This window comes from Streptomyces sp. Ru73, assembly GCF_002920575.1.
GTDB lineage: Bacteria > Actinomycetota > Actinomycetes > Streptomycetales > Streptomycetaceae > Streptomyces.
In genome coordinates this window covers 17009-30210 of the sequence record NZ_PQSQ01000061.1, presented here as the reverse complement: position 1 = coordinate 30210, position 13202 = coordinate 17009, and the positions used below count along the sequence as shown (strand labels likewise).

The window sequence follows — 13202 nt, the reverse complement described above, 5'->3', positions numbered from 1 at the left end:
CGGAACGTCCGCGGGCCCGCCCGTACGCAGGACGCCCGGCCCGCTGTCCCTCGAAGGGAGCGGGCCGGGCGTCACCGTCCGGGCGGCGGGGCGGGCCGGGGCCTACTTCTTGCCGCCGTCCTTGCCGCCCTTGTCCTTGTCGCCGCCGGCGCCCATGGACTCGTAGATCTCCTTGCACATGGGGCAGACCGGGTACTTCTTCGGGTCGCGGCCCGGGACCCAGACCTTGCCGCAGAGCGCCACGACGGGCGTGCCGTCGAGCGCGCTCGCCATGATCTTGTCCTTCTGGACGTAATGGGCGAAGCGCTCGTGGTCACCGTCGCCGTTCGACACCTGCGGCGTCGGTTCCACGAGGGTGCCGGTACCTGCCCCGCGCTCGGGCTCAAGGGGAGTGCTCATAACTGCCAAGGGTACTCACGCGCGCGCCGTACCGGGCGCCGCGCCCGGTACGAAGTTGAACGACCGGCCGGCGGACAGGCCAGCGACCGGCCGGGCGGTCAGTTCAGCGAGGGGTCGTCCGGGTACGTCGCGACCATCGCCAGCTCATTGCGCTGGCGGCGGAGCACGGCGCGCCAGAGCTGCTCGGGGGCGGGCGAGGAGACGTCGCCCGGCTCCGACTCGACGACGTACCAGGCGCCTTCCACCAGCTCCTCCTCCAGCTGGCCCGGCCCCCAGCCGGCGTAACCGGCGAAGATGCGCAGCGAGCCGAGCTCGGCGGAGAGCAGCTCGGGCGGCGCCTCCAGGTCGACCAGGCCGATCGCGCCGTGCACGCGGCGCCAGCCGAGGGGGCCGTCGCCGTCGCTGTCAGCGCCGTCCGGGACGTCCGCCCCGGGCGACCCGGCGTGCTCGCCCGCCTCGCCCGGGACGACCGCGACGCCGAGCGCGGAGTCCAGCGAGACCGGGCCGCCCTGGAAGACCACGCCCGGCTCGCCCGCCAGGTCGGCCCAGGGCTGGAGGATGTCCGCCACGCCGACGGGCGTGGGGCGGTTCAGGACCACGCCGAGCGAGCCCTCCTCGTCGTGGTCGAGGAGCAGCACGACGGCCCGGTCGAAGTTCGGGTCGGCGAGCGCGGGGGTCGCGACGAGCAGCCGGCCTGTGAGCGAGGACACCTCGGTCATGGCGACATGATCCCGCACTTCGGGCCGGTACGGAGGGCCAATGGCCGCACCCGTATGCGCGCACTCGGCACGGAGGGGACGCACGGCGACCGATCCGGCATCACGGGCCCTCTTTCACATCACGGTCCGTTCCGGCGGATAAACCGTGCGTGTTGTGACAGAGCTATTACATGCACAGGGGCCGCTCGACCCTTCGGACTACCCCTGTACCGCCCTTACCATTTCAGCTTGCCCCTGTCCGTCTCCAGGAACGCGAGATCCATGACCGACGACGTTTTGCTTGTCCACGGCGGCACCCCGCTGGAGGGCGAGATCAAGGTCCGCGGCGCGAAGAACCTCGTGCCCAAGGCCATGGTCGCCGCGCTGCTCGGCAGCGAGCCGAGCCGGCTGCGCAATGTGCCCGACATCCGCGACGTGCGCGTCGTGCGTGGCCTGCTGCAGCTGCACGGCGTGACCGTACGACCGGGCGACGAGTCCGGGGAGCTGATCCTCGACCCGTCGCACGTGGAGAGCGCCAACGTCGCCGACATCGACGCGCACGCGGGTTCCTCCCGTATTCCGATCCTCTTCTGCGGCCCGCTGCTGCACCGCCTCGGGCACGCCTTCATCCCGGGCCTGGGCGGCTGCGACATCGGCGGCCGGCCGGTCGACTTCCACTTCGACGTGCTGCGGCAGTTCGGCGCGGTCATCGAGAAGCGCGCGGACGGCCAGTACCTGGAGGCGCCGCAGCGGCTCCGCGGCTGCAAGATCCGGCTGCCGTACCCGTCCGTCGGCTCGACGGAGCAGGTGCTGCTGACCGCCGTCCTGGCGGAGGGCGTCACCGAGCTGTCGAACGCGGCGGTGGAGCCGGAGATCGAGGACCTGATCTGCGTCCTGCAGAAAATGGGCGCGATCATCTCCATGGACACCGACCGGACGATCCGCATCACCGGTGTGGACAAGCTCGGCGGGTACAACCACCGGGCGCTCCCGGACCGGCTGGAGGCCGCCTCCTGGGCGTCCGCCGCGCTGGCCACCGAGGGCAGCGTCTACGTGCGCGGCGCCTCGCAGCGCGAGATGATGACCTTCCTGAACACCTTCCGGAAGGTCGGTGGCGCGTTCGAGGTCGACGACGAGGGCATCCGCTTCTGGCACCCGGGCGGCTCGCTGAACGCGATCGCCCTGGAGACCGACGTGCACCCCGGCTTCCAGACCGACTGGCAGCAGCCCCTCGTGGTCGCGCTGACCCAGGCGTCCGGCCTGTCGATCGTCCACGAGACGGTGTACGAGTCGCGCCTCGGCTTCACCTCCGCGCTGAACCAGATGGGCGCGCACATCCAGCTCTACCGCGAGTGCCTGGGCGGCTCGGCCTGCCGCTTCGGCCAGCGCAACTTCCTGCACTCCGCCGTCGTCAGCGGCCCCACCAAGCTGCAGGGCGCCGACCTGGTCATCCCCGACCTGCGCGGCGGCTTCTCGTACCTGATCGCGGCGCTGGCGGCCCAGGGCACGTCCCGCGTCCACGGCATCGACCTGATCAACCGCGGCTACGAGAACTTCATGGACAAGCTGGTGGACCTCGGCGCCCAGGTCGAACTCCCCAACGGCCCGAAGCAGAGCTAGCAGGCCGCGGCCCCCTGGTGGGGGCCTGGGGCCCGTATCGCCGGAGGGCGGCCACCCAATACCGGGTGGCCGCCCTTCGGCGTTCTCGTGCCCGCACAGGCGGGCTCACGGCGGCGTACGGTACGTACGTCCGCACATGCGAAAGGCAGCCATCCGGCTCGGGATGGCTGCCTCTCCTGTGTCCTGGTCCGTGCCCCGTCGTCCCGGAGGCACGGTGCCGGATCACTTGCCCTTGGCGGCTTCCTTGAGCTTGGAGCCCGCGGAGACCTTCACGCTGTAGCCGGCCGGGATCTGGATGGGGTCGCCGGTCTGCGGGTTGCGCGCGGTGCGAGCGGCACGGTGGGTGCGCTCGAAGGTGAGGAAGCCGGGGATGGTGACCTTCTCGTCGCCCTTGGCGACGACCTCACCGATGGTCTCGGCGAGCGCGGCCAGAACGGCGTCGGCGTCCTTGCGGGTCACCTCGGCACGGTCGGCCAGAGCGGCCACCAGCTCACTGCGGTTCATTTATTACTCCCGTGTTCTTCTTGCCAATGGGCGTGCCACGCGGCGGAGCCGCATATCAAGCACAGCGAAGCCGATGCTGCCAGGGCCCTCGGACAGTCCCCGGAGCCGGGTCCGGTTTGCAGACCCTCGCGCCCGGTAACGCATCCTGCCCCCACCTGCGGCGGTAAAGCCAATCCGGCGCCCTGGAGGGTCACACGAAGAGCGCCATCGCCTCGAATAGGTGACGCACCGGTGACGCTCCGCGCCAGGCCCTTGGGCCGCCGGCCGGGCGGCGGCCAGTCGTGCGCTGCCCGCCACCCTATGGGGGCCCTGAGGGACGCGTGTCGTGCGACGCGCCGTACTCAGGCCGTCGTGCCGCCCGTCACAGCCGCTCCGGCGGCCTGCGCGGCGTCCCGTACGGCTCCCGCGACCGCCCCGGCGACCTTGTCGTTGAAGACGCTGGGGATGATGTAGTTCGCGTTGAGCTCGTCCTCCAGGACGACGTCGGCGAGGGCGCGGGCCGCCGCCAGCATCATGTCCTCGTTGACCGTACGCGACTGCGCGTCCAGCAGGCCGCGGAAGACGCCCGGGAAGACCAGCACGTTGTTGATCTGGTTCGGGAAGTCCGAGCGGCCGGTGGCCACCACGGCGGCGGTCTGCCGGGCCTCGCCCGGGTCGACCTCCGGGTCGGGGTTGGCGAGCGCGAAGACGATCGCGCCGTCCGCCATCCGGGAGACGTCGTCGCCGTCCAGGACGTTGGGCGCGGAGACGCCGATGAAGACGTCGGCGCCGACCACGGCCTGCTTGAGGGTGCCGGTGACGCCCTCGGGGTTGGTGTTGTCGGCGATCCAGCGCAGCGCCGAGTCGGGGTCGGCGGAGACCAGGTCCTCGCGGCCCGCGTGCACCACGCCGTGGATGTCGGCGACGACGGCGTGCTTGACGCCGGCGGCGAGCAGCAGCTTGAGGATGGCGGTACCGGCGGCGCCCGCGCCGGACATGACCACGCGCACGTCCTCGATGCGCTTGCCGACCACGCGCAGCGCGTTGGTCAGCGCGGCGAGCACGACGATGGCGGTGCCGTGCTGGTCGTCGTGGAAGACCGGGATGTCCAGGGCCTCGCGCAGCCGCGCCTCGATCTCGAAGCAGCGGGGCGCGGAGATGTCCTCGAGGTTGATGCCGGCGAAGCCGGGCGCGATGGCCTTGACGATCTCCACGATGGCGTCGGAGTCCTGGGTGTCCAGGCAGATCGGCCAGGCGTCGATGCCCGCGAAGCGCTTGAAGAGGGCCGCCTTGCCCTCCATGACGGGCAGCGCGGCCTTGGGGCCGATGTTGCCGAGGCCCAGCACGGCGGAGCCGTCGGTGACCACCGCGACGCTGTTGCGCTTGATGGTCAGGCGCCGGGCGTCCTCGGGGTTGTCGGCGATGGCCTGGCAGACGCGGGCGACGCCGGGCGTGTAGACCATCGACAGGTCGTCACGGTTGCGGATGGGGTGCTTCGACGACATCTCGATCTTGCCGCCGAGGTGCATCAGGAACGTACGGTCGGAGACCTTGCCGAGCGATACGCCCTCGATCTCGCGCAGCTTCTGGACGATCTCGTCCGCGTGCGCGGTGGACGTCGCGGCGATGGTGACGTCGATCCGGAGTTTCTCGTGGCCGGATGCGGTCACGTCGAGGCCGGTGACCGACCCGCCGGAGGACTCCACGGCCGTGGTGAGCTGGCTGACGGCGGTGCCGCTCGCGGGAACTTCCAGTCGCACCGTCATCGAATACGAGACGCTAGGCGCCGTTGCCATGGCCGACTTCCTCTGCTTTCCCTTGTTACCCATGCGCTGCCCCAGGAGTCCTAACCTCCTGCGCATCGTTCGATCGTCCCACCTACCAGCCGGTACACGGTAACCAGCCACAAGTTTCGGAAAGACTCTTCCACCATACGAGAGCTAGTCAGCTCGGCGGAACCCCCCACTCCTTCGCTTGAAAAATGGCCTTAATAGGGAGAAATTCTGGCGTACCGCCCTTAGGCTCGGGCCCGCAGGACCCCAAAATCACGCAAGGACAGGCATATGGCTCAGGGCACCGTGAAGTGGTTCAACTCCGAGAAGGGCTACGGATTCATCGCACAGGAGGACGGCGGACCCGACGTCTTCGTCCACTACAGCTCGATCAGCGGCGACGGCTTCCGGAATCTGGAGGACACCCAGCGGGTGGAATTCGAGATCGCCCAGGGCCGCAAGGGCCCCCAAGCGGAACAGGTCCGTGTCATCGGCTGACCTTCCGGCCGTACCGGTGACACGGACCTGTCCGTGACGCTGGAGAAGTAGAGGTGGCACCGACCCGCCATGCTCGCCTCGCGGCAAGTGGTCGCTCGAAGCGACTATGGTTGGGCCCGGGGGCTTGGATCGGGCCGGTGCCACCTACAGGCTAACACTGCGGCCGCCACGGGCAATTCCCCCGAACCACCGATCTCCGCAAGCGGATCCGGTAGCGCGGAGCGCGGGAACGCGGCCCCGGGCCCTCAGTCCCGCAGCAGGTCCGGCACCCCGTCCGCGTCCGGCTCGTCACGGTCCCCGGAGACCACCGTCAGCCGCTGAGTGGCCCGGGTCAGCGCCACGTACAGCACCCGCAGCCCGGCCGGCGACTCGTCCGCGATCTCGGCGGGCGAGACCACCAGCGTCGCGTCGTACTCCAGCCCCTTGGCCTCCAGCGAGCCCAGCGCGACCACCCGGTCGCCCAGCCCTGCGAGCCAGCCGCGGGCCTCCTCCCGGCGTTCCATGGCCACGACCACGCCGACCGTGCCGTCCACCTCGGCCAGCAGCCGGCGCGCCTCCTCCCGTACGGAATCGCCCAGCCGGTCCCCGGCGACGGCGAACCGCGGCCGCAGCCCGGTCGAGCGCACCGCCTCCGGCGCGACCATGCCGGGCATGGCCAGCGCCAGTACCCGCGCCGCCAGTTCGGCGACCTCGGCGGGGTTGCGGTAGTTCACGGTGAGGGTGAAGCGGCGGCGCGGTCGGGTGCCCAGCGCCTCGTCGCGCGCCTCGCCGGCCTCGTCCGGGTCCGACCAGGAGGACTGCGCCGGGTCGCCCACCACGGTCCACGTCGCGTGCCGGCCGCGGCGGCCGACCATCCGCCACTGCATGGGCGTGAGGTCCTGCGCCTCGTCGACGATGACGTGCGCGTAGTCCGTGCGCTCCTCCGCGAGCCGGTCCCGGCGGGTACGCGCCGGGGAGCTGCGGTCGGCGAACGTGGTCAGCTCCTCCAGCCCGGTGAGCTGGTCCAGCGGGTCGGCCTCGCGCGGCCGGGCGGGGCGTGCCGGGGCACCGAGGATCAGCTGCAGTTCGTCCAGGAGCGCGACGTCGTGGACGGACAGCGGGCCCTCGCCCCGTGCGTCCAGGCGGCCGCCCAGCGAGCGGGCCAGCAGCCGTGCCTCGCGGTGCTGGAGCACCCGGCGCGACCAGCGGCCCAGCAGCTTCTCGTCGGTCATCGCTGCCAGCACCCGGCGCGGGGTCAGCTCCGGCCACCAGGCGTCCAGGAAGTCGGTGAACTCCTGCTCGGTGGTGATGTCCTCGTCGAACCCGGACCGCGCCTCGGCGGCCAGCTCCGGATCGCTGTAGCGGCGGTCCCCGCCGGTCTTGGCCCACAGCGCGTCCAGGATCAGCCGGCGGGCGCGCGGGCGCAGCAGGTTGACCGGCGCGGTGCCGCCGAGCGCCGCCGTGCGGATGCGGCGCAGTTCGGCCGCGTCCAGTTCGAGGCGGGATCCGAAGGCGACCACCCGGAGCCGGTCGGTGCGCACGGCCGGGGCCGCCTCGTCCTCGTCCGGGTCGCCGAAGGACAGCTGGCCTTCCGGCTCGGCCGTCGGACCGGCGTCGGCGGCCAGCTCCAGGGCGCCGCGCGCGGCCTTGCGGAGCACCTTCACCATGCGGGACGAGCCCTTGACGCGGGCCACGTCCGGCGGGTCGTACGAGGTGGCCTCCGCGCCCTCCACCAGCGAGCCGAGCGCCCGGATGGCGACCTGGCCCTCCTCGCCGAGCGAGGGCAGCACGCCCTCGGTGTACGCGACCAGCAGCGGGGTGGGCGAGACGATGAGGATGCCGCCGGCGTAGCGGCGCCGGTCCTGGTAGAGCAGGTAGGCGGCGCGGTGCAGGGCGACCGCGGTCTTGCCCGTGCCGGGGCCGCCCTCGACCTCGGTGACGGAGGCGGCGGGCGCCCGGATCACCATGTCCTGCTCGGCCTGGATGGAGGCGACGATGTCGCGCATGGAGTGGCTGCGGGCCCGGCCGAGGGCCGCCATCAGCGCGCCGTCGCCGACCGCCGGCAGCTCCTCGCCGTTCAGCGTCGCGGTGACCTCGGGACGCATCAGGTCGTCCTCGACGCCGAGGACCTTGCGGCCCTTGGAGCGGATGACGCGGCGGCGCACGACGCGGCCCGGGGCGACCGGCGTGGCGCGGTAGAAGGGCGCTGCGGCCGGGGCGCGCCAGTCGATGACCAGCGGGCTGTAGTCGGCGTCCAGGACGCCCAGCCGCCCGATGTGCAGCGTCTCGGCGATCTCCGCGCGGTTGTCCTCGGTGACGGCGCCGTCGGCGGGCTCCACGGAGGTGTACGCGCCGTCCGGGCCCCGCTTGCCGTCCTTGCCCAGGAGCAGGTCGATGCGGCCGAAGAGGAAGTCCTCGTACTCGGAGTTGAGGCGGTGCAGATGGACGCCGGCCTGGAAGACCTGCGCGTCGCGCTCGGCGAGGGCGCCGGGCGTGCCGACCTGGCCGCGCTTGGCGGCGTCGTCCATCAGGAACTGCGCCTCGTGGATCTTCTCCTCCAGGCGCCGGTACACCCGGTCCAGGTGCTGCTGCTCACCCGTGATCTCGCGCTCGCGGACCGAGTCGCTGTCGGGTACGGAATCCGGCGCGTGCGTGGAGTTCTCCGGCGCGTGCGTGGCGTTCTGCGCGGCCACCCAAGCCCCCTTCTGCTGTGCGTAGGGCAGCCGTCAACCGTACGCGAAGCAGGTCGCGGGCGCACCTGTGCACCGGGCCCGGTGTCCGGTCACACGTCGACGGCGGCCAGCCGCTCGCCGTCCTGGGTACGGATTTCGAAGCGGTCGATCTCCGCGCGGCTCATGGCGGCGCCGCCGTTCGTGTAGAGCGGCCGGCGGCTCCACTTGGTCGTGCCGCCCTTGAGCCCGTACCCGCCGTACGGCACGGCCCAGGTGGTGACGGTCTGCTTCTCGCCGTCCTTGCCGACCGCGATGAGGGAGCAGGTCAGCGGGCCCTTGACGTTGCCGAGGCGGAGCGCGACGGCGGTCCCCCAGGGGCGGTCGGCCATGGCCACCCCCGCGCTGACGTTCGTGACCGGATCGACCGCGGTGTGCTTGTCCCGGCCGCTGTCGTACATCTGCTCGGCCGGGCTCGCGGTCTGCCGCGGCGGCCGGGCGTCCTCCCCGGTGACGGCCAGGGTGGCGAGCGGCCCGCCGGCGATCAGTGCGACGGCGGCCGCGACGAGGGCGAGCCGCCGCCGGCGCCCGCGCCGCCGTACGGCCGCGACCTCGGCCAGCAGGCCGCCCAGTACGCGCCGGGAGGGCCGCGGGACGAGCGTGGACTCGGACGGCGGGGCGCCGGTGCCGTCGTCGGCGAGCTCGGCCAGCAGCGGCGGCAGGCCGAGCAGGCGCTCCAGCTCGGCGGCGCAGCGGTCGCAGCCGGCCAGGTGTTCCTCGAAGCGGGCGGCGTGGCCGGCGTCCAGCACGCCGAGCGCGTAGGCGCCGACGTCGGTGTGGTCCGCCGGCTCGGCGGGCGGGTGGGGCCGGTTCACGCCGTCACTCCTCGTTCTTCCAGCGAGAGCTTCAGGGAGCGCAGGGCGTAGAAGACCCGGGACCGCACGGTCCCCGGCGGCACCCGCAGCACCTCCGCCGCCTCGTTGACGGTACGTCCCTTGAAGTACGTCTCGATCAGGGCCTCCCGGTGGGCCGGGCTCAGGTCGGCGAGCGCCTCGGAGATGGTCATCAGGCGCAGCGCGCGGTCGATCTCGTCGGCGGCGGGCAGCGTCTCCAGGGGCGCTGCGTCCACCTCCTGGGGGCGGGCCCGGCGGCTGCGGTGCCCGTCGATGACGATCCGGCGGGCCACGGTCACCAGCCAGGGGCGCACGGACCCGGTCGCGCGCTGCAGCTGGTCGGCGTTGCGCCAGGCGCGCAGCAGGGTCTCCTGGACCACGTCCTCGGCGCGGTGGCGGTCGCCGGCCACCAGCCGCAGGACGAACGCGAGGAGCGGTCCCGCGTGCTCCTCGTACAGGGCCCGCATCAGTTCTTCGTCGGACGTCGTCCGGTCGGCCACGACGGCATCCTCGCGCAACGCCACTCCCCGGTCGACAGTACGGACAGGACTCCGTCGGAGACGGTCTCCGGAGCCCGACGGGGAGTACGCAAGCGCGCGCCCGTGCGTTCATCCGGTGCCGCGGGAGGTGTCCGGACGCCGGTGCGGGAGGCGGTCGCCCGGTGACGGCCGAGGCGCGCAGCCGGTGCCGCGGGAGGCGTTCAGCCGGTGACGCGCGAGGCGGGGCCGAGGGTGGCGCGGCGGCGGTGCCGGGCGACCCGCTCGCGGTTGCCGCACACCTCGCTGGAGCACCAGCGCCGCCGGCGGCCGCGCGAGGTGTCCAGGTAGATCCGCGAGCACGTCTCGCCCTCGCACTGGCGCAGCTGGCCGCGGGCCACCGCGTCGGTCAGCATGCCGACCGCGTCCCGGGCGACCGCCGCCATCAGCCCGGCGCAGTCCGGCGCGCGTGCGGCGCGCCGTTCCAGTACGCCGTCCACGCCCCGTACGGCGCGCTCGGGCGGCGGCGGGGCCTCGGCGGTGGCGTTGAGCAGTGCCAGGTCGCGGTCGGCGGCCCGGCCGCGGATCTCGTCGTGGACGATGCGGCGCAGCAGTTCGCGCAGTGCCCGGAAGCGCGCGACCCAGCTGCCGTCGACGGCGTCCAGCGGGGCGCTGCGCGGCACGACGCCCGCGCCGATGAGCCAGGCCCGCAAGTGGTCGGGGCCGAGGAGCCGTTCGGCCGGCGGCTCGCCGGTCGTGGCCACCAGGTCAAGGCAGATCCGCCCGCAGTCGAACCGCAGGTCGTAAGGGGCCGCCATGTGCCTGTCACTCCTTCGGGGACAACGTCTCCTCCCAGAGTGCCCGGCCCGGCGCCCGGCCGGAACCCTCGGCACCGTGCCTCCCGTGGCGGCCGGACGCGCCGGTAGCGCGGCCCAACCCCCTCAGGAGTCCGCGTACTTGGTCTCCGCGTGCGGGTCCAGGGACAGCCGGTAGCCGCGCTTGACGACCGTCTGGATCAGCTTCGGGGCGCCCAGCGCCACCCGCAGCCGGGCCATCGCGGTCTCCACCGCGTGCTCGTCGCGGCCCGCGCCCGGCAGCGCGCGCAGCAGGTCGCCGCGGGAGACGACCCAGCCGGGCCGCCGGGCCAGCGCGCGCAGCAGCGACATCCCGGCGGGCGGCACGGGGCGCAGCTCGCCGTCGAGGAGGACGGCGTGCCCGCGGATCTCCAGGCGCCGGCCCGCCACCGGCAACGCGCGGGTGCGGCCCGGCAGTTCGTGGCAGAGCAGCTGGACGAGCGGGCCGAGCCGGAAGCGCTCCGGCTGGACGGTCGGTACGTCGTGGTTCTCCAGGGGCAGCGCGGTGACCGGTCCGACGCACGCGGGCAGTACGTCGTGCCGCAGCGCGTCGAGCACCTCCTCCTGGACGCCCCGCTCCTCGGCGCGGCGCAGCAGCGAGGCGGCGGCCGGGGCGCTGGTGAAGGTCACCGCGTCCACGGTGCGCGCCAGCACGCCGTCCAGCAGCCGGTCGACCGGGCCGATGTCCTCGGGCGGCATCCAGCGGTAGACCGGCACGCCGACCACCTCGGCGCCCGCCGCGCGCAGCGACTCCACGAAGCCGGGCAGCGGCTCGCCGTGCAGCTGAACCGCGATCCGCCGGCCGGCCACGCCCTCCTCCAGCAGCCGGTCCAGCACCTCGGCCATGGACTCCGAGGCGGGCGACCACTCCTCGGTGAGCCCCGCGGCACGGATCGCGCCGCGCACCTTCGGGCCGCGCGCGAGCAGCCGTACGCCGCCCAGCCGGGCCAGCAGCGGCGTGCCCAGGCCCCAGCCCTCGGCGGCCTCCACCCAGCCGCGGAAGCCGATCGCCGTGGTGGCCACGACGATGTCCGGCGCGTCGTCGATGAGCTGCTTGGTGGCGGCCAGCAGCTCGGCGTCGTCGGTCAGCGGCACGATGCGCAGCGCGGGCGCGTGCACGACCTCGGCGCCGCGGCGCTCCAGCAGCGTGCCCAGCTCGGCGGCGCGGCGCGCCGCGGTCACCCCGACGGTGAATCCGGCCAGCGGCTGCCCGCCGCCCCGCTGCCCGGGTCCGCTGTCGTCCTGTTCGTTTCGCTGTCCCTCGTGCATGGGCTCTCGTCCGCTCCGCAGTGGTGTGCGCCGGCTCAACGGCGGCCGGGTCCTGCCGTCCCCCGGGCGTCCGTCCCGGGCCGGTCCGGCGGACCTGTTGGTCCCCTGATGCTGCCAAGGGTCCGTGACGGCCCGGGTTCACCGTCATTTCTCCAGTGTTACGCCCGGGCGGCCCCGGACGTTCCCGCCGGGGCCGCCCTCCGGGTGCGGCCGGTCACACCTCCGCGTACGCCGGGCGCGGCGCCTCGTCCGTACGCGGCTGCGCCTCCGGGGCCGGGCGCCGGAGGTATACGGCCCAGGTCACGGCGGCGCAGAGCGCGTAGAAGGCGAGGAAGGACACGAAGGCGGGGGTGCCGGAGCCGCCGGTCATGAACGCCTGCCGGAAGGCGAGGTTGATGCCCAGCCCGCCGACCGCGCCGACCGCGCCGATCAGCCCCATGGCCGCGCCGGAGAGGCGTCGTCCGTACGCCGCTGCCGCCTCGCCCGGGAGGCCGCGCGAGACCGCCTTGGCCTGGAAGATCGCGGGGATCATCTTGTACGTGGAGCCGTTGCCGAGGCCGGTCAGCACGAAGAGCGCGATGAAGCCGACGAGGAAGACCGGCAGCGACTTCTGTACCGAGGCGGTGATCACGACGGCCGTCGCCGCGCCCATCGCGGCGAAGTTCCCCAGCGTGATGCGCGCGCCCCCGAAGCGGTCGGCGAGCTTTCCGCCGACCGGCCGGATCAGCGAGCCGAGCAGCGGTCCGATGAAGGTCAGGGAGGCGGCCTGCAGCGGGGTCTGCGCGAACTGGTTCTGCAGGACGAGCCCGAAGGCGAAGCTGTAGCCGATGAACGACCCGAAGGTGCCGATGTAGAGCAGCGACATGATCCAGGTGTGCGGGTCGCGCGCCGCCTCCTTGGCCGCGCCGGTGTCGTTGGTGACCGGCGCCAGGTTGTCCATGAACAGCGCGGCGCAGACCGCGGCGATCACGATGAGCGGGAGGTAGATCCCCAGGACGATGCGCGGGTGCGCGGCGCCCGCCGTACCGATGACCAGCAGGCCGAGCAGCTGGATGACGGGCACGCCGATGTTGCCGCCACCCGCGTTCAGGCCCAGCGCCCAGCCCTTCTTGCGCAGCGGGTAGAAGGAGTTGATGTTGGTCATGGAGGACGCGAAGTTGCCGCCGCCCACGCCGGTGAGCGCCGCGACCACCAGGAACGTGCTGTACGAGGTGCCGGGCGCCATCACGAACGCCGCGAGGACGGTGGGCACGAGCAGCATGGCGGCGCTCAGCACCGTCCAGTTGCGCCCCCCGAAGCGCGCCACCGCGAAGGTGTACGGCACCCGGAGCACGCCGCCGACCAGCGTCGGCATCGCCACCAGGAAGAACTTCCCGGCCGGGTCCACGCCGTACTCGGGCCCCATGAAGAGCACCATCACCGACCACAGGCTCCACACGGAGAAGCCGATGTGCTCGGACAGGACGGAGAACCACAGGTTGCGGCGCGCGATGCGCTCACCTCCGCCCGCCCAGAACGCCTCGTCCTCGGGGTCCCACTCCTCGATCCACCGCTTGCCCCTGCGTGCCGCCGTCATCGTGCCTCCCGGCTGT

The 13202-nt window shown here is 73.0% G+C and carries 12 protein-coding genes; 2 read left to right on the top strand and 10 right to left on the bottom strand.

What is annotated here, in order from left to right; all coding sequences use genetic code 11:
• Positions 1–102: 102 nt before the first annotated feature.
• Both C3486_RS23880 and C3486_RS23875 read right to left on the bottom strand, forming a co-directional pair.
• Complete coding sequence (locus tag C3486_RS23880) at positions 103–399, bottom strand: DUF3039 domain-containing protein (RefSeq protein ID WP_078888553.1); 297 nt, start codon at positions 397–399, stop codon at positions 103–105.
• Positions 400–497: 98 nt separating this feature from the next.
• Positions 498–1118: a YqgE/AlgH family protein gene (locus tag C3486_RS23875; RefSeq protein WP_103834811.1), complete on the bottom strand. Its 621-nt coding sequence runs from the start codon at positions 1116–1118 to the stop codon at positions 498–500.
• Between the two features lie 261 nt (positions 1119–1379).
• On the opposite strand from C3486_RS23875, the gene murA reads away from it, so the two are divergent.
• The gene (gene murA, locus C3486_RS23870) at positions 1380–2717 is read left to right on the top strand and encodes a UDP-N-acetylglucosamine 1-carboxyvinyltransferase (protein ID WP_103834810.1); all 1338 of its coding nucleotides are present in this window, start codon (positions 1380–1382) and stop codon (positions 2715–2717) included.
• 222 nt (positions 2718–2939) lie between these two features.
• Here murA and C3486_RS23865 read toward each other — a convergent pair whose 3' ends face one another.
• Entirely contained in the window at positions 2940–3221 is a 282-nt protein-coding gene (locus C3486_RS23865) for an HU family DNA-binding protein (RefSeq protein ID WP_103834809.1), read from the bottom strand.
• Between the two features lie 341 nt (positions 3222–3562).
• The gene (locus tag C3486_RS23855) at positions 3563–4996 is read right to left on the bottom strand and encodes an NAD-dependent malic enzyme (protein ID WP_103834808.1); all 1434 of its coding nucleotides are present in this window, start codon (positions 4994–4996) and stop codon (positions 3563–3565) included.
• Positions 4997–5263: 267 nt separating this feature from the next.
• Between C3486_RS23855 and C3486_RS23850 the strand changes: the two genes are divergently transcribed.
• Positions 5264–5470 (top strand): cold-shock protein, encoded by a 207-nt coding sequence (locus C3486_RS23850; protein ID WP_030250355.1) that lies wholly within the window; start codon positions 5264–5266, stop codon positions 5468–5470.
• A gap of 245 nt (positions 5471–5715) precedes the next feature.
• On the opposite strand, the gene C3486_RS23845 is transcribed toward C3486_RS23850, so the two are convergent.
• The 6 genes from C3486_RS23845 to C3486_RS23820 all read right to left on the bottom strand — a co-directional run bounded on the left by C3486_RS23845 (position 5716) and on the right by C3486_RS23820 (position 13186).
• Positions 5716–8142, bottom strand: coding sequence for a UvrD-helicase domain-containing protein (locus C3486_RS23845; protein ID WP_103834807.1), 2427 nt, complete (start codon positions 8140–8142; stop codon positions 5716–5718).
• Positions 8143–8231: 89 nt separating this feature from the next.
• The gene (locus C3486_RS23840; RefSeq protein WP_103834806.1) at positions 8232–8993 is read right to left on the bottom strand and encodes an anti-sigma factor; all 762 of its coding nucleotides are present in this window, start codon (positions 8991–8993) and stop codon (positions 8232–8234) included.
• Entirely contained in the window at positions 8990–9478 is a 489-nt protein-coding gene (locus C3486_RS23835; RefSeq protein WP_258052967.1) for a sigma-70 family RNA polymerase sigma factor, read from the bottom strand. The genes C3486_RS23840 and C3486_RS23835 overlap by 4 nt, the downstream gene beginning before the upstream one ends.
• Before the next feature lie 233 nt (positions 9479–9711).
• Positions 9712–10305: an ABATE domain-containing protein gene (locus C3486_RS23830; protein ID WP_103834804.1), complete on the bottom strand. Its 594-nt coding sequence runs from the start codon at positions 10303–10305 to the stop codon at positions 9712–9714.
• Positions 10306–10428: 123 nt separating this feature from the next.
• A complete protein-coding gene (locus tag C3486_RS23825; protein WP_103834803.1) occupies positions 10429–11610 on the bottom strand; it encodes a uroporphyrinogen-III synthase in 1182 nt (393 codons plus the stop codon).
• 214 nt (positions 11611–11824) lie between these two features.
• Positions 11825–13186, bottom strand: a complete 1362-nt coding sequence (locus C3486_RS23820; protein ID WP_103834802.1) for a NarK/NasA family nitrate transporter — start codon at positions 13184–13186, stop codon at positions 11825–11827.
• Positions 13187–13202 lie beyond the last annotated feature (16 nt).